This is a genomic window from Dendronalium phyllosphericum CENA369 (assembly GCF_016056275.1).
In the GTDB taxonomy this organism is placed as follows: domain Bacteria; phylum Cyanobacteriota; class Cyanobacteriia; order Cyanobacteriales; family Nostocaceae; genus Dendronalium; species Dendronalium phyllosphericum.
In genome coordinates, this window is record NZ_JAECZA010000076.1 from 1 (window position 1) to 22,349 (window position 22,349).

Consider the following 22,349-nt stretch of genomic DNA (forward strand, 5'->3'; position numbering starts at 1 on the left):
CCCCTTCCCCTCGTCCCCGCGTCCCCGCGTCTCATACTCTTCCACATTCACAACAACAAGCTTGGCAGCAATTAACGTTTGCAACGTGCTTTCTACTAATTGGATTGGATATTTTTTGACGATTAACTCAGATTTAAGTACCCTGCGTCGCGTATCTTCTGTACCTTCACCCAACTGTGTCAGCGACAAAAAAATCCAGCGGGCACACTCTTGAGCTTCTGGATCTAAACTATCGTAAACTTCTTGTGCTTTGAGTTCCAGCGCTCTTTTAACTCCCCCTAAATGCTGTTGGTACGCTTGTAAGGTGATTTCACCATTTTCGCGGTATTCCCACAACTGCTCTAAGACAAATTCCAACAAAGGCAAATCGCCAGGGGAGTGGTGTAATTCCTGTACCAATACTTCCACGAGTTCGGCATCTACTGTTAAACCAACTTGTTCGGCAGGTTTAATAATAATGCGGCGATATTCTGCTTCTGTTAAACAGGGGGGTAATAGGACACTCGACTGCTGCAACAAATTGGCTAATGTTGCTACTTCCAAACAAGGGGCGATAAAGTCTGCGCGTAAAGTAATAATTAATTTAAATTTGTCTGGTGCATACTCCAGCGCCCCCAAGACAATTTCTAAAAAACGCTGTCTATCTTCACTAGCAGCTAAAGTAAATAATTCCTCAAACTGGTCTATTACCAAAACTACCATTGGTTGCGATCGCTGTAGCACCCAACGAGCAAATCCTTCCACACCCTGGTACAACATCCCTTCTAGTTGCATTTGCTGGTAAGCTTTTTCTCGCTCAGTACCGCCATCTACCAAACAACGCGATAATGATTCTAGAGGATTTGCACTAGGGCGAAAGCTTCTCATCCACCAATCTTGGCTACCGGGCAACTGTTTTCCGTGTCTTATTTGTGACATTAAACCCGCCTGCACCACGGAAGATTTACCACTGCCAGAAGCTCCCACTACGGCAATAAATGACTTCACAGCTAAGTCGTAAATCAATTGTTGGGTGACAGGTTCTCTACCGTAGAAATACTGGGCATCTTCTTCCCCAAAAGCTCGCAATCCTTGGTAAGGGCAAATTCCTAAATCAATTGCTGCTGTGGATAAAATGCGTCTATTACCAGTACTGGCAGGTATAACTTCAATTACGCCTTGTGTACCAGATAGCCATATGTGCATTGGAAAAGTATTTGCACAGAACAATTGCAATTGCGTAATCCAAGCGGCTGCTGACAAGCTAGATTGTTCCTGGGCTGCTTGCAAGGTAGAATATAACGCTTGGGCAAATTGTTCGGGGTTTTCTTGAGAGGAAGTCGCAGCAATTATACATTGTCCTTGGTCTGTTCCCAGTTGCAAATCTTCCACCCAATCCTGTATTGATGTAGAATCTTGCGCCCCCACGATGCAATCTAAAATGATGATTTGTTGTGTGTAAGCAGAATGTCGTAGCTGTCGTCTTAACCAAGAACGACTTAACCGGATATCTTCTGTTAGTACTAACGCGGCTTCTTCTGTTTCGCTCTCAAGTCGCCCACGCAGATATAAAAATACTGTGGCAAAATCGTGGTATTGAATGGGGGCGCAAATAGTTGGGCTTTGAGTGTTTAGACACTTTTGAATTGCTGTGCGTAAATCTTTGGCAGTGTTGTTGTGCCTGGGCCAATAATCTAACTCAAAACCACCAACAGCGCTTAGTAGTTTGCTAAAAGCCAGAGTAGTTTGATTGGTAGCCAGTCCCTCAATAATTAGTGCTTGTCGCGGGTGGGTTGATTCCACAACCTCTGGTTTGAATCCGAGAATCACTTCTCCCACACCTTCTACAATTCGTTTGGGAGTTTGCTGCGGATATTCTGAATAAAGCTTGGTGTCGCCTCTTGTTTTGTTTTGCTGATTAATCAGCCGTAATTGTTGGTTAGTTTGCTCGATGTATTGCCGCGTTTGATGGTAAACATAACGGTAAAGCCCATCAGCATCAATCATACCCTGTGCATCAGCTGCTTCACCCCGCAACCCGCGCATCAAATAATAAGTAAATACTCCATGTCCTAGTTCGGGAAATTCCCAAGATTGTTGATTAGTGTCACAAGAAAGTAAGGCATAAAATCCTTTGCTTTGTTTAGCTCGTTGGCGTAATAATTCCACTATCTGGGGTGTGGGGTTGGGCAAAGATTGTACTGTTGTGTCACTTCTGGCTCCTCGGAATGTCATATTACCGCTATGGCAAGCATCCAACCAGACTAATTGCGTTTGGGCTTCGCTATTTCCTAAAAGCTGCAAAAGCTCTTGTAAACTCAAACTGGTATTGAGTAAGTTGTCCGTTTGAGTATCTGCCAGACACAAAACAGCTTGCTGCGAATTTGGCTCCAGCATTCCGTGTCCGGAGAAATAAAATAAAATCGTATCCTGCGGTTGAGCAACAGCATTAATTTGGTTGAAACTTGCCCGCACGTTGGAGAGCGTCGGCAGATGAGAGGCAAAATCGTGATGAACCCATTTTTGCGTTTGGGGAAATCCTGGAGTTGCCTCTGCTAAAGCTGCTGCTAAACCCTGACAATCAATAGCTGAATATAAAAGTGAGGGAAGTCTTGCATCTTGGTATTGGTTCACACCTATCAGCAACAGCCAAAGTTTTGTTTCCCCTACTTCTAGGAGATGAGTTGAGTGACTGGTAGCAACACCGAGCGGAGACATACCGTTTTAGATTGGGAATTGGTAAAAGAATAATACTAAGATTTACGGCACTATAACTTGCTTGTGTTTTTTGAGTTCTTTAACAGAGGACGGAATTAACATAAATTTAACAAATTTAGTATTCACTTCTTCTTCAACATTTCTGTTTGTAGGAAGAGGGGACTAAAAACTTGATTTTAATCTTATTTTCTTTTAGGTATAGCGTACTTACCAATATTTTGTTGAGATGGATACTTTAATTTACAATTATTTCCGTGTTATTTTTCCTTTACATTATATAAACTTAGGGTAGATCGTCCACGAGAAGGAAATGAAAAGGCATATTCATTAGACCCTGACAATTTTACATCCACTTTCAAAATAGACTTCAGTGTGTCAATGTTTACAATGACATAGATAAATCTCATTTTATTTACTCCCCAGTTTCTATATTTTATGCTGAGGAATATGGCATTTTTACAATCTGAAATAAAAAATAGCCAATTTGGCTACATGCATTGGATTGTCTCTGCTAAAGTGTTAACAGTTAATGAATTGCGGGCTTGATTGTCCAAGGTTTATTACTCTTGTAAGAGCATTTTAAGTGGTCTTGATTTTATGAGTTCTACTGATTATGCTCTGCTAATATATTGCTACTATTATTGGGTAGCAATGTCATAACTCCTCCTTCCCTCAAAAGTAACGACTAGTATAAGTCCTTGTTGGTTTACTTAACTTATTACCTCGCCTATCCTGAATAGACGGGGTATTTTTAATTTAAAATATTTGGGGGCGATCGCTATTTTCATAATTAGTCTTGTCTTACCAGTAAACTAAGTTTATTCTCCGGAATTTAAACCAATTACTCCTATAATAATTAAAACAATAGATAAAAATTTTATAAAACTTATAGACTCTCGAAACCAAATCATCCCAATGCTAGCAATTAAAGTAGTTCCTAATCCCGACCATACAGAATAAGCAACGCTGATCTCTAGCCTTTTAAGAGAAAGAGTTAAGAAACTAAAACAAAAGCCATAAAAAACAAATATTAATATTGAAGGAATTATTTTAGTGAATCCTTCTGATAGCTTCATGCAAGTTGTGCCGGAAACTTCAAAGACTATTGCTAAGATGAGATAAATCCAACTTGTTAACATATGTGTAATGAATATTTGATGAGGAGTTAGTGTAGTTAGCGAGATTTATCTCTCTCTGCTAGAACGAGCACTGTAAGTAGAAATTTATCATCAATTAAGTAAATCTTTCTGCTATTTTCACAACAACTAATAGATTGGCTAACAGAATCAAGATTGAATGACATACATTTACTACTCATTTTCCATCTCTAGGCTTACCTACTTTTGGAGTTTACCGTACTCCTACTGACAAGCAAGCTACACACTACGGGAAGGACTTCGAGCAATGATAAAGCCTGACGGCAAAGGGTAACAGCCAAGCCATACATGTTTATCCTTCAAACTTGAATAATATGCAATTCTCAACACTTTCAAGGATGTTTGTGTCGAGTTTACCGTACTAAGTTTATGTGATTTACCGTACATGATATTACTTGAGATTCTGGTTCGGTAATCATCATCAACTGAGTGAAATAAACCGAATTTACACCTCTTGAGTTTATGAATAATATGAAAACAAATCAAAAGATTACAAGTCTGAATTGCAAAAAACAGATCCTAACTATACGAGGTAGAGATATGACAGTGGTACGTTGGAACCCCTGGCAAGAAATTAATACACTACAACGCCAAATTAATCATTTGTTTGATGAAGATATGCTGCCATCTGCATTTGTTGAAAAAGGTTTATCTAGAGTTCCTGCTGCTGAATTACAAGATACCGAAAATGCAATTCATCTTAAGCTAGAACTTCCAGGTATTGAAGTTAAAGACTTGGATGTACAAGTTACAGAAAAAGCTGTTTACATCAGTGGTGAGCGGAAGTCTGCAACTAAAACTGGAAATAAGGATATTATTAAGAGCGAATTCCAATACGGTAAATTTGAGCGAGTGATTCCTTTACCGACTCGAATTCAAAATACCAATATCACTGCTGATTATAAAGATGGCATCTTACATTTGACACTTCCTAAAGCCGAAGAAGAGAAGAACAAAGTTGTCAAAGTCAATCTCGCATCAGTTGGTTAATTATCGCTTTTGCAAGTAACTGATTATTAAACTAAACAAAAAGCGCTTCCCTTTTACTTCAGGGAAGCGCTTTTATTGCCAATAACTATGTTTATGACAGGTATCTTAGCAGAACCCGTTATTCAAGCGCATCCTCCCGATGAGTTTCGATCTCGCAGTCAGAAGTAGCATAGGCATAGCAGGTTAGAACATTTCCCGCAGCAATTTGGTCGTCGTCTAAGAAAGTCTGGTCTGACTGGTCAACCGTACCTTTTTTGAGTATGCCATTACAGCTAGAGCAAGAACCAGACCGACAAGAGTAAGGCAGGTCTAAACCAGCTTCTTCAGCAGCATCAAGAATGTACTCATCGTCAGGAACGTCAATTGTTTCATCTAATCCTTCAGCTTGGTTAAACAATCTGACTTTGTAAGTTGCCATGTGATTTTTCCTGCTTAATATAAACTCCATATTCGATACTACGGGTTTACGTGTTACCGATCTAGATCTGACTGCAAAAAGATTGAAGCTGCAAAGATTTGTGTTGAAAAAATTGGAACTGCAAAGATTTGTGTTGAGATGTACAGCAATAGACACACGATATTCAGTAACACTTGAATTGATTTATCAAAACAGAATTCAGGAGTCAAAAGCCAGAAAAAGAAATTCAATTCTGTGCGATTGACGGATGAATAAACAGTGTTTTTGCACCCCTACTAAATCAAAAATTTAGTAGAGGATTGGAACTTGCCACTAATTGATTTTGACTCCTGAATTCTTCTTCAAAAGGCTTCTGTTTTGCCTTCTGGAGGCAGTGTGTTACTCTGGTCAACAGAATTGCGACTACTATCTTCCTGTATTTTGCCTTCTTCATCCCTACCCGACCTATACACAATTTTCAGCACCAAAATTATAGAGGCGAAAATTAAGGTCACGACATTAGCAGCAAGGATAGGCACATCATGAATAGAAACGCCATAAACTAACCATAAAATAATACCTATACACAGAATAATTAACATACTCCAAGAAAGGTCGTCGGCTGATTTGGACTTCCAAGTTTTGATGAGTTGAGGCAGATAGGCAATTGTAGTCAGAACCCCTGCTACAAGCCCTAGAGTAGTTGTAAAATCAATTTCCATTTTGATTCATCACCTCAAATTTTTCAGAACGATGGTACCTTGCGGATACAGATGTTGAAAATTGCTGTATTTGATTGAACGATTGAACATTACCACAATCTCATTATCCGCTAATTCTCTCCAAAGGTGTCTTTTGCTGCGCCGTATGCAGTAATTTCAAATATTTATTTTTTGAGTTGGGATCACAAATTTTGGTCTTTCTAACTACAGTAATGCAGAGCGTTATTCATCAAAAGCTCGTTTGCATTAAGTCAACGACCTTTTTGATTTTGAAGTTAGAGTCAAAAATTCTGCGATCGCTTCGGCAAATCCTGCAAATGAACTATAATCATTTGACAAGATAGAGACGTTTACACCTAACTTGCGGGCATTAGCAGCTGTATAAGGGCCAAAACAAGCAATTATACAATGTTCGTAATCGCTTGGTGAATCGACCATTTGCAAAAAACTTTCAACTTCTGCCGTACTGCTGAAGGCAATTATATCTATCATTCTTTGACGAATTAAGTTTAATTCAACTGCATAAATATTTTTGTCTAAACAGCGGGTAATATAAGTGGGTACGCGAGTTACTTTCATGCCTAATTTATGCAAATCTGTAACTAAGTTAGGTATCACATTAGGTTCAGGTATACCCACAACTTTGGGAGCGGGTATCAACACTGTTTGCTCATAAATATGAGGTATTTTCGCAAATTCTGATACAATTCCTGCTGGACTAGATTCTGTTGGGATTAAATCTACGCGATCGCAAAAAGATAATAAACTTTCTGAGTCTTTTCCCAAAGCACATAATTGACAATTTTTTAGTAAAGACGTAGGAATACCCAAATCATGCATCCGCTCGAAAAAAGCAATAATTCCGTTTCTACTCGTAAAGACAATCCAGTTAAACTTATCTATTTTGCTAAGGGCAAAATCTAATTCGGTATAGTTAGATAAATAGCAAGTTTCAATGGTGGACAAAAAAACTGGTATCCCACCTTTTTGGATAATTTGTTCGCCTAATCTAGAAGCATAGTTTCTCGGTGCTGTCACGACAATTCTTTTACCATATAAAGGTAATTGAGTGGATGAAGTTAGTAAGTTGATTTCTGTGTTTATTGAATCGGTTTTCATTGGTATTTTCGATAAATATTCGTTGACAATTATCAAGCAAAACTAATATTAGACTCCCTTCAGCCGCATAATTACATATAGGACTAATATTTGATTCCTGAAAAAAACTCAGTACACTTTTATTCTTTTTGACCTGTTAAGAGTTCCCTGTCTCTACGAGTAGTTCAGAAATCAAACCAGATTCCTAGAGTTACAATGTTGTCAAGTTTAAATAAAGGACTAAGTGTGCCACCAAGTATCCAAGCTGCAATTTTTGACATGGATGGTTTGCTTTTTGACACAGAAAGCATTGCTCGTTGGGCTTGGAAACAAGCTTTAGCGAATCATGGCTATATGATGAACGATGAGTTATACAAAGAGTTTATCGGTAGGGATTTGTCATGGCGCGAAAAAATCTTAAAAAAAAGATATGGAGAAAACTTTCCTTTTGAGTCTGTAACAGCACAACGGATTAAAATTGGCGATGAGCGAGAAATGCGAGAAGGTCTGCCAACCAAAGCAGGTGTATTAGATTTGCTAAATAGGCTAAGTAGCTTGGGTATAACTATTGGATTAGCAACTGGGACATCTCGAACTAGAACAATTAGACGCTTAACTAACGCTGCTATTTACCAATACTTCACAACAATTGTAACGAGCGAAGATGTTGCTCAGGGCAAGCCTGCCCCAGATATTTTTCTAGAAGTTAGTCGCAGAATTAATATTGTGCCTTGGCAGTGTGTAGTATTTGAAGACTCATCTGTAGGTGTTGAAGCAGCTTTTAGAGCTGGGATGTATACTATTATGGTTCCCGATATAGAACAGCCATCTTCTGAAATTAAAAGTTTAGCTTACCGAGTTTTGAACTCTTTAGAAGAAGTCAGCGAATTAATAGAAGAGTTATTTTCTGAGGTAATCAAAAAACAAGTAAGCAATTAAAAATTAAGTTTGACTAAAGCTGCCTTTGTTAGTATCTGATAACCCATAGCTACTACTCTAGCTGAAACTGATTAACATTTTTTTAAACATTTCAACAATAATTGTTTCGTTATTGTCCCTGATAAATATATCAAAATTGGGGTGGGAATTTATTTCAATTAACCAATATTTTCCATTTTTATCTACAGCTATATCAAACCCACCATAATCTACGGAAAATTCTTGAAAAATTGGTCTGACAAAATTTTCAATTGAAGCAATTATCTTTTTATCAGTTATATGTATAGCTTTTGCTCCTTCCCAGTGTAGAGGAGATAAGTTACCAATAAACTTAGCCTCAAATTTGCTTTTTTCATACAATAGAAGTAGTTCGTTATTAAAAATAATAGTTCGATATTCACGCGCAATATCAATATATTCCTGTGCAAGCGCAACGTAATCGTATTCTTTGCTATTAACATTAAAAATTTGTTCTAAAGATAATTTAACCTCATTGATATCTTGGCATAAAAATACGTTGTTTCCAGCCGAACCAGCATTTTTTTTAATAATCAGAGGTAAATTAAATGTTGCTTTTATTTCTCCAATCATAGAATCAATATCTAAATATAATAAATATTCTTTATATATTTCTTTACAGTAAGGAGATAAAAAAGCCTTAGTTTTAGGAAGATTAACTGTATCTTTTAGTAAATGATAAGTATAATCTTTGTCTTTAAAAATTTTACTGATTGACTGAGATAAAAAAGGTGTAGAGTAATTTGTAAAATAATAAGGTTTTTCGTTAACAACTACCTTAACTAAATTTTGATTTGGATGGAGAATTTCAAAATCTAAATCTAACTCTTTGGCAGCTGCTAGCACTAGTCTAATATTTGTAATCATTTAACAATAATTGATTGTGTTTAACCAAATGATAAATTTAGCTTAGTTTGCAATTAGAGTCAATAATTTGATAGAGTTGCGTTTTTTAGCCTACTAATACCGCTGAAATATAAAGCTTTTTAAACGAGCAACTTTTGACTGACACCCAGTAGCACTAGCCATTTTTCTAGGTTGAATTCTCCCCGTTTTTCTGATGTCATGTGTGTAGAGAAAACGGCACGATATGAGCATCTAGAAACGTTTGGGAGAATTTTTATGTCTTCATTGCTGGCTTTGTCCAACAGTTTAGCTGACACTGTAGAACAAGCTGGAAGTTCTGTAGTTGCAGTTAACGCAGGTACGCGTATTTCCCCAAGTGGCATTCACTGGCGCAAGGATATTATTATTACCTCTGACGAGTCACTTCAGCGTTATGACGAAATCACTATCACCTCTGGAGATGGACGTACCATACCCGCCATCCTTGTCGGTCATGATTCTAGTACTGATATAGCTGTCTTCCAACTACAAAATGCAGAAATTCCTATAGCCAAAATTGGTGATGCAGGCACAATCAAAGTTGGTCATTTAGTACTGGGACTGGCAAGAAGTAGCGAAGGCGACTTACGGGCGGCTATGGGTGCTGTGAGTGTGGTAAGTGGTGCTTGGCGGAGTATGAGTGGCGGAAATATCGACCGATTCATTCGTCCAGACATCTCTCTTTACCCTGGTTTTGCTGGCGGGCCACTTGTAGATGCGGCTGGTTATGTGGTGGGTATGAATACATCGGGACGGCGCGGAACAGCTTTGACTATTCCTGCGGCTACAGTCGATCGCGTGGTTAATCAATTGCAAACTAAAGGACACATTTCCCGCGGCTACCTAGGTGTAGGGATGCAACCTGTACGCTTACCGAACAACTTAAAAACCGCTCTAAATTTACCTGCGGCGACTGGGGTGATTGTCGTCAATGTCGAACCTGCTGGCCCGGCTGACAATGCTGGCTTGTTGCTGGGTGATGTTTTGATAACATTCGATAATACTTCCGTGAGCGATACAGGCGATGTGCTAGCACTGCTCAATAGTAGCGATCGCATTGGCAAAACTGTCACCGTACAAGTGGTGCGAGGCGGGGCATTAGTTGAGTTGGCAATTTTAATTGGCGAACGACCTGTTGATAGTAATTCGTAATTCGTAATTTCAAAAATATGACTAACATAACTACCAACATCGCTGATGAATTGGCGATGTTAGCTGCAAAGCTACGCCATAGCACTGTGAAAGTGAAAAGTGGTTCTTTGGGGGTCGGTTCTGGTGTAATTTGGCAAGCCGACGGATTAATTATTACGAATGCCCATGTGGCAACTAGTAAACAAGCAACTGTGGAATTGTCAGATGGACGGGTATTTGCAGCTGTGCGTACTCACTTCGATCCCCAGCAGGATTTAGCCGCCCTGAAAATTGCCGCCACTGACCTCAAAACTGCAATCATCGGTGATGCTGATGCGTTGCGAGTAGGTGAATTAGTTATAGCTGTAGGTAATCCATTTGCTGATACTGGTGCTGTAACTGCTGGGATTATCTATGCAAGTAATCCGCGTGTAGTTATGGCTGATATTAAACTGTATCCAGGCAATTCTGGAGGGCCGCTTGCTGACTGTCTCGGTCGAGTCGTGGGAATCAACACGATGATTGCCAACGGTTTGGCTGTAGCTATACCTAGCAATACTGTGGACAAATTTTTAAGTGGTGAAAGTCGTTTACAACTAGGAGTATCGCTGCAACCTGTACTTTTAGGCAGACGCACCATCGGCTTATTGATTTTGTCTGTAATATCTGGCAGTGCGGCGGAATCTGCTGGTTTGCAAATCGGTGACGTATTAATTGGAGTTTCGGGACGGTTATTTACTCAACCCGACGATTTAACTAAATATCTCCACAGCGAACCGAGCAAATCGATATCATTACAAGTTCTGCGCGGCAAGCAACAATTCACTGTTGATGTTGTTTTACAAGGTGGGAAAACAACTGTGGAGGCGAGATGATTCGGGTAATAGTAGTTGCTTCTTCCCCTGTGGTGCGGGCGGGGTTATCAGCTGTTGTGAGTGGCAATCCTCGGCTGACGGTGGTGGGAAGTGCATCCAACTTGGATGTACTGGCAAGGGAAGTTGAGCAATTACAACCAGATGTGGTGTTGGTGGATTTGAGCGGCAATCCTCAAGCAATTTGGGAAAAATTGCTGCTCGTCCAAGAGGAGCAATACCCGCTGAGAATCCTTGTCATTGTTGAGGAACTCGATAATATTGACTTAGAGGAGGCATTAAATTCTGGCGTGCGGGGTATATTGCCCAGTAGTAGTACAGAGTCAGAAATTGCTGCTGCTGTTGAGGCGATCGCTTTTGGTTTGGTGGTACTGCACCCAGATGCTGTAGAATTGCTACCTGTGCGCGAAAAAGTCGCGGTTAATCCGGTACAAACCCTGACACCTAGAGAGATAGAAGTTTTAGGGATGCTTGGTTCTGGGTTAAGTAATAAAGCGATCGCTAAACGCCTCTACATCTCAGAACATACAGTTAAATTTCACCTTTCCTCTATTTTTCAGAAACTCGGTGTCTCTACCCGCACCGAAGCTGTGACTGTCGGCGTGCGCCTAGGTTTGATTATGCTTTGATATTTGCACAAAGAGGTTTCGCTCATACCCAAATTGTATTAAGTAGAACGGTGCAAATAAATCGAAGTATGTAACAAAAAGTAAAGTTGCCTAAAACCCTCTTTCCTTCTGCCTTCTGCCCTCTGCCTCCTGCCTTGTTATAACAACAATTTTTAACATCGACCTACTTACACCTCTATTTTGTAATTGAGTTGATGCTCATCTCCAGGTAAACCTCGAAAACCCCAATTATGCTTGGGAGTCTCAAAAATTGTTATTTCCAAATCTTGTGCTGAAATTCCTAGTGGCTGTAACCGCTCAAACAGTAAACGAATCAACTGCTTTTTCGCCTCAACACTGCGTCCCTCGATCATACTAAACTCCACGATGGTATAACGCTCGGTACGCCCAAATGGATAAAAAAAGTCATCTCTTTCCAGAGGAAAAAAGCGGTGTGCGCGTTTGTCTAGTGGATACTGAAGTGCATCTATTACACAAGAATGAATGACATCTGAGAGTTTGGGCTTGATGGAGTCAAGATGCTCTCTCAATCCGTAAATTTTGGTCTGTACCATAATCGTATGTATCGCTTCTATCACTAAGCTATATCAAAGCTTAACTCCCCGTAAAGCTGCTTTGCGTAAGGTTGCTGAAGAGACAAACTTTGTTGTAGTGCTGTCACATTTGGTTAGAGTCTACACATGTATTCGTAAGCTTGATAGTCATGCAATTCGATTTATATTGACTGCAACACCTGAGAAATATTGGCTTTTCATCATTCCTATTCTTGCCAAATTTAGCATACAAAATTATCTCCTCGATCGCTACTTAATTTCCTCAGCATACACTCTAGCAGTGGGTGCATTTGGATCTTTACTAGCAAAGGCGCAATATGCCTTCGGATTGCTTTTTCCATAAGTTTTGAGGAAATCAATACAACTGCGGCGATCTCTGGAAGTAACTAAATAAACTACAAATAAAGGTTTGTCTGACAGATTGGGATAATCTGGTATCCAGAAAACTCCTGATTGTCTATAACCTTTCGCTTGTAGAGTCTTAACTTGTTCGACAGCTGTTTGCAGATTTGGGAAAGTCGAACTAGAGATGAAATAAAAAGAATCAGGTAAATTCGCAATATTTGTAGTCGCTGATTCAGGAGTTTCAACTCCTTCATAACGCGAATCTGTCGGTGAGCCAGAAGATAATGAAAAAGGATTGTCTGAAACTTGTTGTTTTGGCAGCAAAGAAGATGCAGATTCTCTAGATGGCTTTGTCTGAGTCGATGCCAATAACAGACCAATAATTACACAGACACCAATTAATCCACCCGTGAGTAAAGTACTGCCAATAAACATAGCGTTTTGTCTACTACTTTGAATAGCAGGCTCTCTCAGAGTAGAATTATTCAAAGGAAATAGTTGATTTAACATAGGCACTTTTGGAGCAGTCGAATTTGCAATACTCTGCAAAGCATCTAGCATTGCTTTGGCGCTAGGATAGCGTTCTCTAGCATCAAACCGAATTGCTTTATTTAACACTGCTGCCAAATTCGGACTGATGGTATCCCGATCCCAAATATTCTCGCCAGTATAGGAATCTGTCTTCAATTCGAGCGGCAGTTTTCCCATTAATAAATAAATAGCTGTCAGTCCCAAACTATATAAGTCGCTGGCAAAAACTGGTCGCCCTGCGGCTTGTTCGTTTGGCATAAACCCCGGCGTACCAATGACAATTGAACTGGTAATGTTTCCTTCGTAATTTACCACCGTTGCCATCGTTTCTCGGACTGCGCCAAAATCAATTAAAATTGGTTTCACATCAGACGATCGCAATAAAATATTATCTGGTTTAATATCGCGGTGGATAATACCTTTGCTATGTACGAAATCTAAGACTTTTAATAGACTAATTAAGATTGGGATTACTTCACTTTCGCTCAAACAACCGTTTTGTTTGACTATTTGGCTGAGGGTTTGTCCAATAATCCATTCTTGTACTAAATAAAATTGCCCAGATGCTTGAAAGTAAGCGTATAAGGTGGGAATCTGATTGTTAGCTCCCCCCAATTCTTCTAAAATGGCAGCCTCTCTTTGAAATCGCCTTTGGACTACTTGATGAACCTGGGGATTGTCATTCACGGGTTTAAGTAGCTTAATTACACAACGCCGTCCCGAAGGCATCTGTGTATCTTCAGCTAAAAATGTTTCGCAAAATCCACCAGTTCCTAGTACGCTAATAATGCGATAGCGATCGCTCAAAAGTGTTGATGTCATTATTTCTTTACTCAGGTTTGTCTGGAAGCAATCTTTACGACTCAAAAGCTCAAACCACCACTTTTACAACGTTGGCAGTGTAAATTTTTAGTATAATTTTTTACTAAAATTGCATAAATTTGTCAAGAGCGATCGCAAACTTTATTTTCAGGTATACCAGTAGGAGAATATCATATATTTATCTGATGATAAACTATGTAAGTATATACAAAGTACAAAGATTTACTCTAGTTAAAAAATATTTGATTTAAAAAAGTAAGAAAAGTAGGAAAAGTAGGAAATTCAATCAAAATATTTCAAAATTATATCGATTAAATCCTAGAAAAGTGCGACCAAGTGACTTAAGCAACTTTAACTTTCATGTTAAAGAACAATTAATTTGTTTAAAAAATCCAGTGGTCTGAAATTAGCCCAAAAAAGGAAGCGATCGCCTAGCTATGAGATCCTCTGGATATCCAACTCAGCAAAATAGAACTATAACCGTCAAAAGTTACAATTATTTTTGGCAAATTGCGAATAATAGTGCCAAAATAATTAAGCTCTTAATTTGTTAAACTAATTAAACTATAAGAATCCTATTTGATTTTCGCAAAGCTAGGTAGACTTATACTCATTTTTTCCTGTTGCCTAACTATCGCACTTGTGCTGCGCTCGCTCAAAGCGGACTACTATAGTGACTTTTAGATATCATAAGAAAATTTTAAAATCTCGTGGAAACTAATAAATATTTGCAATGTCTGTGTACTAAAATCAACAACCAAAAGCATCACAGAATATAGGACTCATATTTTATTTTTGAAATATACGTAGTCCAAAGGCTTTGCAACGCCAGTCCGCTCAAGTCGGGAAACCCTATCGGCAGTTCCTCATGGGGGAAACCCCTTCTGAGCGACTGCCTCACCACGCGCTGGCTTCCCTACATATACTTAGATTTTTTCCGAAATCCAATCGAATTCCTATATCTAACTTTGTTATCAAAGCGTTAAAAATTAGAAATTAGTACTTGTTTGTCTGTACTTCCCCAGTTTTTCCATCCCGCAGTTTCCCATCTTTAATCCCCAGGCTATGAATAGCACCCATGACTTGCGCCTTGTGGCGCTTTCGATTGCGATCGCAGTCCTTGCCTCATATACCGCTCTTGATTTGGCAGCAAGGGTGACAGCAGCCAAAGCCGGGGCAAGACTTGCTTGGTTGATTGGCGGTGCAATTGTTATGGGAATCGGTATCTGGTCGATGCATTTTGTAGCCATGCTGGCCTTCAGTCTGGCAATGCCGATGTCCTATGACATGTTAACGGTGCTAGTCTCTATGCTGCCTGCAATATTGGCTTCAGGGGGCGCACTTTTTCTCGCCAGTCGCCCAATCTTGAGCGTTTGGCAATTGCTGATTGGCGGCATTTTAATGGGTATTGGTATCGCTTCCATGCACTACATCGGTATGTTGGCGATGCGGATGGAAGCAATTACCCGATATGACCCTTTGCTGTTTGTGCTTTCTTGTGCGATCGCTATCGGGGCATCGATTGTGGCATTGTGGATTGCATTCCAATTACGGATGCAGACTGGCAAAACCTTGTGGTGGCCTAAGATTGGCAGCGCGCTAGTTATGGGAAGTGCGATCGCTGGAATGCACTACACGGGAATGGCTGCGGCTAGATTCACGCCTACCAATCCCAGGGTAATTTCTGCGACCGGGGGAACGAACTATTCTTTAACTTGGTTGGCTGTATCCATCGGTATTTCTACCTTTGTAATTCTAGGTTTCGCACTATTGACTTCGTTGGTAGATCGGCGTTTGACTGCCCAAACTAAGATTTTAGAACAGCAAGAAGCCGAAGCTAAGCGATCGCAGTTGTTCATAGAGATTACTTTACAAATTCGGCGATCGCTGAATTTAGATGATGTCATGAATACAACTGTCCACGAAGTTCGCCAAGCATTGAAAGCAGACAGGGTAGTTATTTATCGTTTCAATCCCGACTGGACTGGCAACATCATTGCCGAATCGGTAGCAGCGGGTTGGATGAAAACTTTAGGGAAAACAGTCAACGATCCCTTCCGAGAAAATTACATTGAAATGTACAAAAATGGTCGCGTACGAGCTACTAATAATGTTTATAAAGCAGGTTTTACAGAATGTCACAGAGAAATTTTAGAAGATTTTCAAATTAAAGCCAACTTGGTTGCACCTATTATCAATAACAGTCAACTTGTCAGCTTATTGTGCGTTCACCAATGTTCTCAACCTCGATACTGGCAAAAGCATGAAATTGATTTATTCAAACAACTAGCAATTCAAGTCGGCATCGCCTTAGAACAAGCGAGTTTGCTGCATGAATTGGAACAGACGCAGAAAGTTTTACGACTGCGCGATCGCGCCATTGCCGCAGCTAGTAGTGCCATCTTTATTACCGACTCACGTCATCCAGAAAATCCGATTATCTTTTGTAATGCTGCCTTTGAAAAAATTACAGGCTACTCACTAGAAGAGGCACTAGGACGCGACTACAAATTTTTGCAAGGAATCGATACAGACCTAGCCACAGTTCAACAATTAAACCACGCTATCCGAGATGCTAGTGAATGCCAAGTCGTACTCAAAAGTTACCGCAAAGATGGCAGTTCCTTCTGGGGCGAACTAACAATTTCTCCAGTGCGGGATGCCTTTGGAAAAGTCATCAACTTTATCGGAGTACTAGCTGAAATTACTTCGCGCAAGCAAGGAGAAGAAGAATTAAAGCGGAGTAAAGAACACCTACAAAGTCAGCTACTAAAACTTGTAACTGATGTTCAAAAAGCATCTCAAGGAGATTTAACTGTTCGTTCTGAAATTATAAACGGTGAAATTGGCGTGTTGGCTGATGTTGTGAATAGCATCATTGAAAACCTACAGCAAATTGTCATTCAAGTTAAAAAAGCTGCTCGCCAAGTAAATGTTTCTGTTAGTAATAACTCTGATGTTATTCAGCAACTAGCAAAAAACGCATTTCTACGTACAGAAGAGATTAGCTATGCCCTTGAAGAAGTAGATAAAATGAATCTTTGGATTCAATCGGTAGTAGATACTGCTCGTCAAGCAGAGGTAGCGGCTGGCACAGCTTCTAATAAAGCAGAAATTGCTAAGGTCGCCGTAGATTATACAGTCGAAAGTATCTGGAACTTGCAACAGACTGTTACAGAAATTGTTAACAAAGTCAGACATCTCAGCGAATCTGCTCAAAATATTTCCCCAGTAGCGTCGTCGATTAAGCAAATTGCTCTCCAAACCAACTTATTAGCTACCGATGCTGGTGTTGAAACTGCGTGGATGGGTCATGAAGGTCGAAGCTTTGCTTTGCTAGTGGAGCAAATTAGTCAATTGGCTATACAATCTGTCAAAGCAACAGAAGAAATTCAACATATCTTAAAGACCGTAGAATTAGAAACTAGCGAAGTTGTTAAAACTATAGAATTGGGAACGACCGAAGTCGTAGAAAGAGCAAATTTCGTTCAAAATACGAAACTGAGCTTAGAACATATCATAGATACATCCCATCAAATTAATCGTCTAGTGCAGTCGATTTCTAAAGCCACCGGCTCTCAGGCGAAAACTTCACAAGCGATCGCATCTTTGATGCAACAGATTGCCGACACCTCAAAACACACTCTCAATTCGTCTAGTATTGTGTCTAGTTCGCTCCAACAAACAGTAGAATTGACCGTGCAATTGCAAGAATTTGTTAGTGCATTTAAGACTGAGGAATAGGGTCTAAACTGTCGCGCATTAGACATATAAGAATAATTAATTCTGCGTTGCCCGAAATCCCTAGTAGGGGCGCTGTTCCGTTCGCCCTTATAAACAATTCATGTGTCGCAAAGATTATTGAAATTGGTATTTAGTTGTAGAGTCGGCGGCTATAAACAAAAATTTAAATAAATCTTCTAAAAATAAGCAAAACTTATAAATTATTCTTTAAAGTTTTGACTGTCACCTTTTGACTTATTACCTCTCCTTTCTCTGTCAACCTAGCAACAGGGGTATTCACTAAGTATTTATTCCTACAAAATGGGTGGTTTTGAGGGTAACAACCACCCAAAAATAACAAAAAATCCTGAAATCTATATAAATTAATGGTTTCATATATCCACTTCAGGCTACAACACCTTAGAATGATTCATTGAAAAGTCGAGCCGATGGGATTTACAGCCGTTTTGAGTATAAGTACTCCCAAAGGATGACTTTTGTATTTTTCCCAACAGAGATTTAAGTAAAGATGTACCATGATGCATCCGTAAAGAATCTCAAGTAAACCCGAAGGAGTTTGACATGAACAAAGGTGAATTGGTTGATGCCGTAGCTGAAAAGGCAAGTGTTACCAAAAAACAAGCGGATGCAGTCTTAACTGCTGCCTTGGAAACGATTATTGAGGCTGTTTCTTCTGGCGATAAAGTAACGCTAGTAGGATTCGGCTCATTTGAATCGCGGGAACGTAAAGCCCGTGAAGGTCGTAACCCCAAGACCAATGAAAAGATGGAAATTCCCGCGACTAAGGTTCCCGCCTTCTCGGCTGGTAAGCTTTTTAGGGAAAAGGTAGCACCCCCAAAATCATAGGTTCTGTCTTCGGGAACCATGTTTTGATGCGGCAACCGGCTCATGGGGGAAATTTAGCCTGGGCAGCAGCACTGGCTGGCTGTCCCCCTGACGCTATTCTGGATTTTTCCGCCAGCATCAGCCCATTGGGGCCGCCTAACAGCACTATTGCTGCTATCCAATCCCAAATTGGTAATCTTAGGCACTATCCAGACCCAGATTATAGTGAACTGAGACTTGCTCTGGGTCACTTCCATCAATTACCGCCTGAGTGGATTCTGCCTGGTAACGGGTCAGCAGAATTACTAACTTTGGCAGGTAGGGAATTAGCACAATTAGCCGCAACAATGTTAATTACTCCAGCCTTTGGCGATTACTACCGTACCCTGGCAGCGTACAACGTTAAAGTACTGGAGTTTCCCTTGAATTTAGAGGGAAGTGGGGGCTGGGGACTGGCGACTGGGGATTGGGGACTAGGCAACAGAGGGCAAGAGAATAGTTCTTCCCTTTACCTCTTACCCTTTTCTCCTTTGCCCTTGCTCTCAAACTCTCCACCTGAAAATAGTGGGTTATTGTTGAATAATCCGCACAACCCAACGGGGAAACTATTTTCGCTAGAGGCGATTTTGCCCTACTTAGAGCAGTTTGCTTTGGTAGTGGTGGATGAAGCGTTTATGGATTTTTTGCATCCCGATGAAGAACAAAGCCTGATTCCAGTGGTGCAGAAATATGCGAATTTAGTAGTATTGCGATCGCTGACGAAATTTTACAGTCTCCCTGGACTAAGACTAGGATATGCGATCGCTCACCCCGACCGCCTCGCTAGATGGCAGTTGTGGCGCGACCCCTGGCCTGTGAATACTCTGGCAGCAGCGGCGGCAGTTGCTGCACTTCAGGATCGGGAATTTCAAGAGCAAACCTGGAAATGGCTACCACCTGCACGAAACCAACTGTTTGCGGGTTTAGCTGCTATCCCAGGATTCCAGCCTCAAGAAAGTGCTGTTAACTTTTTACTCGTTGAGTCACAACAGTCGAGTTTGCAGTTGCAACAACAATTACTTCAGCATCACCAAATTTTAATTCGTGATTGCCTAAGCTTTAAAGAACTAGGCGATCGCTTTTTCCGAGTTGCTGTGCGTTCTGAGTCTGATAATCAGCGCTTAATAAAAGTGCTGAGTGCTAAGTGCTGAGTTGTTTGTCTGTTGTCGTAGAGACGCGATTAATCGCGTCTGTACAAGAGTTCAGTTGCTTCTTGAGTGCTGAGTGCTGAGTGCTAAGTGCTGAGTTGTTAGTAGTCAGTTGCTTGTTAATTTGCTACTGACTACTAACCATTTATCGTATGCTGAGTTTTTTGTCAGTTGTCAGTTGTTTCTCATTTGCTATTGACTACTGATACTAATTACCAAAAATCATGATGCAGATCCAAACCCAAAAACCTAGATTAAATGGGACTTTCTTAATTACGAATTACGAATTGGTATGACCGCTGACTATTGACTAATGACTAATTACTAATGAGTATTGATTACGATATCGTGATTATTGGTGGCAGTCTTACCGGACGCTACGCTGCCTTAGCTGCAACCCAACTACACGCCACGGTTGCCTTAGTGGAATCCCAAGTTAACTATGGGTTTATTCATCACCAGGCTATGAGCGAAATCGGTAAACTCACTCAAGGTCTAAGTGATGCTGCTAATTTTGGTATTCATGCTACACAAGCTAATACATCAGATAAATGCCAAATATCTGTAGCACTGCCAGAAGCGATGCAGTATGCTCGCGGCATCGTCTCAAATATTCAAGAACAGAATTCTCCTGCTATTCTAGCTGCATTAGGAGTCGATGTGATTTTTGGCAAGGGTCAATTTCAATCCTCGCCTCATTTAGGATTTGCCGTTAATAATCGTCTGCTACGCGGTCGTACTTATTTACTAGCTAATGGTTCCCGTCCAGCAATTCCTGATATTGAAGGATTGCAAACTACTGGTTATCTAACCTTATCTGATATTTGGCAGTCTCTTAAAGAAGCAAAATTACCAAAAAACTGGGTAATTATTGGTGGTCTTCCCCAAAGCATAGATATAGCTCAAACTTTAGCACGGTTGGGTTGCAGCGTGACGCTGATAGTCAAGTATGCCTCGATTTTGCCCTATGTTGACCCGGAGATAGCCCAGCTACTTCAAGCGCAGTTAGAAGTCGATGGCGTACGCGTCCTCACCCAAACCCCAGTAACTCAGGTAATGCGAATTCAGGATAAAAAGTGGATTCAAGCAGCAGATAAGGCAATTGAAACTGATGAAATTTTAGTGGCTATAGGACAGCAGCCTAATATTGAATCCTTAAATTTGGCAACAGTAGGAGTGAAATGGCAGCAGCGTAGTTTAGTTGTAAATGAAAAACTGCAAACTACTAACCACCGCATTTACGCTTGTGGAGATGTTATCGGCGGTTATGACTTTGCCAATATTGCTAATTACGAAGCCAAAATCGCTCTGAAAAATGCACTTTTTTTCCCCAATTTGCGAGTCAATTATCAATGTGTTCCTTGGGCGATATCTTCTGACCCGACGTTAGCGCAAGTGGGTTTGACAGAAGCACAAGCAAAACGCCGATTTGGCCCAAATGAAATTTTAGTATTGCGGCAGTATTATAAATCAGCCACAATAGCCCAACTGCGAGGCGATACTACAGGTATCTGTAAATTAATTGTGCTACATAGCGGAGAAATTTTAGGAGCTACTGTGTTGGGAACGGAAGCTAAAGAGTTAATTAATCCGATCGCTCTTGCCATTTCCCAAAAAATTCTAGTCAAGCATTTAGGAAATTTATCTGCTGTTTATCCCAGTTACTCAGAAATTCTCGAACAAACAGCCCAAGAATGGAGTCAGCACCGATTAAATAGCAACAATGCTTTACAAGATTTTCTAGAAGGCTTTTTCCATTTCCGCCGTAATTGGAATCTGTAAGTCAGTTATTGGGTTTTAGACTATTTCCGGTGCAAAACTCCAATGTGTTTGGCGATCGCTAGAAAAAATAATTGACTCAGTAATTTTATTGCGATCAAGTTTCTTGCGAGATTAATTCTTAGGAAATATGGCTAGCTCGGTTTCCGGGTCAAAAAAGTGAATTTTATCTGGAGTTAGTGATAACCATATTTGCTCGCCAATACTAACCAATCGCTCTGGCGGCACTCGCACTATTAGATAATTACTTTTATGGGCAGCTTGAGAACTGTGTTCGCCAAGTCTGACAGTAATAAAAGAATCGTTACCGAGGTTTTCTACCAAGTCTACTTGCACTGGCAAATTTTTGGTAGCAGGCAAAGCTAAACTTAAGTGTTCTGGGCGAATACCCAAAATAAGAGTTTGCCCATCATATTTTTGCAAGGCAGTTCCCCAAATTTCTGGAAGCGTGAGACGGAATTGAGAATTGGTAATTAATAACGGGGCATGAAATTCTACAGGAATAAAATTCATTGGTGGTGAGCCAATAAATTCTGCAACAAAGCGGTTGGCAGGGCGGTTGTAAAGTTCTAATGGGGAAGCAACTTGCTGAATTTGACCTTGATTCATAATTGCGATGCGATCGCCCATTGTCATTGCTTCTGTTTGGTCGTGGGTGACATAAATTGTTGTTGTCTCCAACTGACGTTGTAATTTCACAATTTGGGCGCGAGTTTCCGCGCGCAGCTTGGCATCTAAGTTAGAAAGTGGTTCGTCCATTAAAAACACTTGGGGATTGCGGGCGATCGCTCGTCCGAGGGCGACTCGTTGCCTTTGCCCTCCAGAAAGCTGTTTGGGTAAGCGATTCAGCAGTGTTTCAATTTGCAATAACTGGGCAACACTCCGCACTTGCTCGTGTACTGCTCGTTCTTTGTCAGAAACATAACGCAGTCCTTTCGGTAGCTGTCTTGTCACCCCCACCAGAAGATTTTCTGCCAAGTTAGTAATACCAACTTGGCAGAAAATCTTCTGGTGGGGGTGACAAGAC

Annotated in this window: 18 protein-coding genes; 9 read left to right on the forward strand and 9 right to left on the reverse strand. The window is 40.4% G+C overall.

The annotated features are described in order from the left end of the window. Window positions 1-2,697, reverse strand: a 2,697-nt coding sequence (locus tag I8752_RS16060; RefSeq protein WP_214433317.1) for a caspase family protein, incomplete at its 3' end; no start/stop codon positions are given. Window positions 2,698-3,515: 818 nt separating this feature from the next. Beyond that, the gene (locus I8752_RS16065) at window positions 3,516-3,836 is read right to left on the reverse strand and encodes a DMT family transporter (RefSeq protein WP_214433318.1); all 321 of its coding nucleotides are present in this window, start codon (window positions 3,834-3,836) and stop codon (window positions 3,516-3,518) included. 558 nt (window positions 3,837-4,394) lie between these two features. Here I8752_RS16065 and I8752_RS16070 point away from each other — a divergent pair. Beyond that, a complete protein-coding gene (locus tag I8752_RS16070) occupies window positions 4,395-4,844 on the forward strand; it encodes an Hsp20/alpha crystallin family protein (RefSeq protein ID WP_214433319.1) in 450 nt (149 codons plus the stop codon). Between the two features lie 118 nt (window positions 4,845-4,962). On the opposite strand, the gene I8752_RS16075 is transcribed toward I8752_RS16070, so the two are convergent. The 3 genes from I8752_RS16075 to I8752_RS16085 all read right to left on the reverse strand — a co-directional run bounded on the left by I8752_RS16075 (window position 4,963) and on the right by I8752_RS16085 (window position 7,082). Continuing rightward, window positions 4,963-5,262: a 2Fe-2S iron-sulfur cluster-binding protein gene (locus I8752_RS16075; RefSeq protein WP_214433320.1), complete on the reverse strand. Its 300-nt coding sequence runs from the start codon at window positions 5,260-5,262 to the stop codon at window positions 4,963-4,965. Between the two features lie 341 nt (window positions 5,263-5,603). Further along, a complete protein-coding gene (locus I8752_RS16080; protein WP_318780856.1) occupies window positions 5,604-5,963 on the reverse strand; it encodes a SemiSWEET family sugar transporter in 360 nt (119 codons plus the stop codon). A gap of 246 nt (window positions 5,964-6,209) precedes the next feature. Next, window positions 6,210-7,082, reverse strand: a complete 873-nt coding sequence (locus tag I8752_RS16085) for a uroporphyrinogen-III synthase (protein ID WP_214433321.1) — start codon at window positions 7,080-7,082, stop codon at window positions 6,210-6,212. 225 nt (window positions 7,083-7,307) lie between these two features. Here I8752_RS16085 and I8752_RS16090 point away from each other — a divergent pair, with 225 nt between their 5' ends. Next, window positions 7,308-8,000 carry an HAD family hydrolase gene (locus I8752_RS16090; RefSeq protein ID WP_318780857.1) on the forward strand — a complete coding sequence of 231 codons (693 nt, stop codon included), beginning with the start codon at window positions 7,308-7,310 and terminating at the stop codon, window positions 7,998-8,000. A gap of 57 nt (window positions 8,001-8,057) precedes the next feature. On the opposite strand, the gene I8752_RS16095 is transcribed toward I8752_RS16090, so the two are convergent. Beyond that, window positions 8,058-8,885 carry an ATP-grasp domain-containing protein gene (locus I8752_RS16095; RefSeq protein WP_214433323.1) on the reverse strand — a complete coding sequence of 276 codons (828 nt, stop codon included), beginning with the start codon at window positions 8,883-8,885 and terminating at the stop codon, window positions 8,058-8,060. Between the two features lie 255 nt (window positions 8,886-9,140). Between I8752_RS16095 and I8752_RS16100 the strand changes: the two genes are divergently transcribed. From I8752_RS16100 to I8752_RS16110, 3 genes are read left to right on the forward strand one after another with little or no spacing between them, the layout of a single operon-like run. Continuing rightward, window positions 9,141-10,055: a S1C family serine protease gene (locus tag I8752_RS16100; protein ID WP_214433324.1), complete on the forward strand. Its 915-nt coding sequence runs from the start codon at window positions 9,141-9,143 to the stop codon at window positions 10,053-10,055. A 17-nt stretch (window positions 10,056-10,072) separates the two neighbouring features. Further along, window positions 10,073-10,909, forward strand: coding sequence for a S1C family serine protease (locus I8752_RS16105; protein ID WP_214433325.1), 837 nt, complete (start codon window positions 10,073-10,075; stop codon window positions 10,907-10,909). Further along, entirely contained in the window at window positions 10,906-11,535 is a 630-nt protein-coding gene (locus tag I8752_RS16110; protein ID WP_214433326.1) for a response regulator transcription factor, read from the forward strand. Before I8752_RS16105 ends, I8752_RS16110 begins: the two co-directional genes overlap by 4 nt. Window positions 11,536-11,702: 167 nt before the next feature. On the opposite strand, the gene I8752_RS16115 is transcribed toward I8752_RS16110, so the two are convergent. Further along, on the reverse strand, window positions 11,703-12,089 hold the full coding sequence (locus tag I8752_RS16115; RefSeq protein ID WP_214433327.1) for a tautomerase family protein: 387 nt from the start codon (window positions 12,087-12,089) through the stop codon (window positions 11,703-11,705). Between the two features lie 249 nt (window positions 12,090-12,338). Continuing rightward, the gene (locus tag I8752_RS16120) at window positions 12,339-13,787 is read right to left on the reverse strand and encodes a serine/threonine-protein kinase (protein WP_214433328.1); all 1,449 of its coding nucleotides are present in this window, start codon (window positions 13,785-13,787) and stop codon (window positions 12,339-12,341) included. Window positions 13,788-14,852: 1,065 nt separating this feature from the next. Here I8752_RS16120 and I8752_RS16125 point away from each other — a divergent pair. The 4 genes from I8752_RS16125 (at window position 14,853) to I8752_RS16140 (ending at window position 21,325) form a co-directional block, all read left to right on the forward strand. Further along, window positions 14,853-17,531 (forward strand): MHYT domain-containing protein, encoded by a 2,679-nt coding sequence (locus I8752_RS16125; protein ID WP_214433329.1) that lies wholly within the window; start codon window positions 14,853-14,855, stop codon window positions 17,529-17,531. A gap of 561 nt (window positions 17,532-18,092) precedes the next feature. Further along, window positions 18,093-18,377: an HU family DNA-binding protein gene (locus I8752_RS16130; protein WP_009457351.1), complete on the forward strand. Its 285-nt coding sequence runs from the start codon at window positions 18,093-18,095 to the stop codon at window positions 18,375-18,377. Window positions 18,378-18,403: 26 nt separating this feature from the next. Further along, window positions 18,404-19,546 carry a threonine-phosphate decarboxylase CobD gene (cobD, locus tag I8752_RS16135; protein WP_214433330.1) on the forward strand — a complete coding sequence of 381 codons (1,143 nt, stop codon included), beginning with the start codon at window positions 18,404-18,406 and terminating at the stop codon, window positions 19,544-19,546. Between the two features lie 324 nt (window positions 19,547-19,870). Next, window positions 19,871-21,325 (forward strand): dihydrolipoyl dehydrogenase family protein, encoded by a 1,455-nt coding sequence (locus I8752_RS16140; protein ID WP_214433331.1) that lies wholly within the window; start codon window positions 19,871-19,873, stop codon window positions 21,323-21,325. Between the two features lie 111 nt (window positions 21,326-21,436). Here I8752_RS16140 and I8752_RS16145 read toward each other — a convergent pair. Continuing rightward, on the reverse strand, window positions 21,437-22,349 hold a 913-nt coding region (locus I8752_RS16145), incomplete at its 5' end, for an ABC transporter ATP-binding protein (RefSeq protein ID WP_214433332.1).

What these genes read in the sequence shown, in the direction of transcription:
- I8752_RS16095 (WP_214433323.1), bottom strand. Translation starts at nt 8,885, where the DNA reads ATGATTACAAATATTAGACTAGTGCTAGCAGCTGCCAAAGAGTTAGAT.
- I8752_RS16125 (WP_214433329.1), top strand. Translation starts at nt 14,853, where the DNA reads ATGAATAGCACCCATGACTTGCGCCTTGTGGCGCTTTCGATTGCGATC.
- I8752_RS16080 (WP_318780856.1), bottom strand. Translation starts at nt 5,963, where the DNA reads ATGGAAATTGATTTTACAACTACTCTAGGGCTTGTAGCAGGGGTTCTG.
- I8752_RS16085 (WP_214433321.1), bottom strand. Translation starts at nt 7,082, where the DNA reads ATGAAAACCGATTCAATAAACACAGAAATCAACTTACTAACTTCATCC.
- I8752_RS16075 (WP_214433320.1), bottom strand. Translation starts at nt 5,262, where the DNA reads ATGGCAACTTACAAAGTCAGATTGTTTAACCAAGCTGAAGGATTAGAT.
- I8752_RS16110 (WP_214433326.1), top strand. Translation starts at nt 10,906, where the DNA reads ATGATTCGGGTAATAGTAGTTGCTTCTTCCCCTGTGGTGCGGGCGGGG.
- I8752_RS16105 (WP_214433325.1), top strand. Translation starts at nt 10,073, where the DNA reads ATGACTAACATAACTACCAACATCGCTGATGAATTGGCGATGTTAGCT.
- I8752_RS16130 (WP_009457351.1), top strand. Translation starts at nt 18,093, where the DNA reads ATGAACAAAGGTGAATTGGTTGATGCCGTAGCTGAAAAGGCAAGTGTT.
- I8752_RS16100 (WP_214433324.1), top strand. Translation starts at nt 9,141, where the DNA reads ATGTCTTCATTGCTGGCTTTGTCCAACAGTTTAGCTGACACTGTAGAA.
- I8752_RS16140 (WP_214433331.1), top strand. Translation starts at nt 19,871, where the DNA reads ATGAGTATTGATTACGATATCGTGATTATTGGTGGCAGTCTTACCGGA.
- I8752_RS16065 (WP_214433318.1), bottom strand. Translation starts at nt 3,836, where the DNA reads ATGTTAACAAGTTGGATTTATCTCATCTTAGCAATAGTCTTTGAAGTT.
- I8752_RS16115 (WP_214433327.1), bottom strand. Translation starts at nt 12,089, where the DNA reads ATGGTACAGACCAAAATTTACGGATTGAGAGAGCATCTTGACTCCATC.
- I8752_RS16070 (WP_214433319.1), top strand. Translation starts at nt 4,395, where the DNA reads ATGACAGTGGTACGTTGGAACCCCTGGCAAGAAATTAATACACTACAA.
- I8752_RS16120 (WP_214433328.1), bottom strand. Translation starts at nt 13,787, where the DNA reads ATGACATCAACACTTTTGAGCGATCGCTATCGCATTATTAGCGTACTA.
- cobD (WP_214433330.1), top strand. Translation starts at nt 18,404, where the DNA reads ATGCGGCAACCGGCTCATGGGGGAAATTTAGCCTGGGCAGCAGCACTG.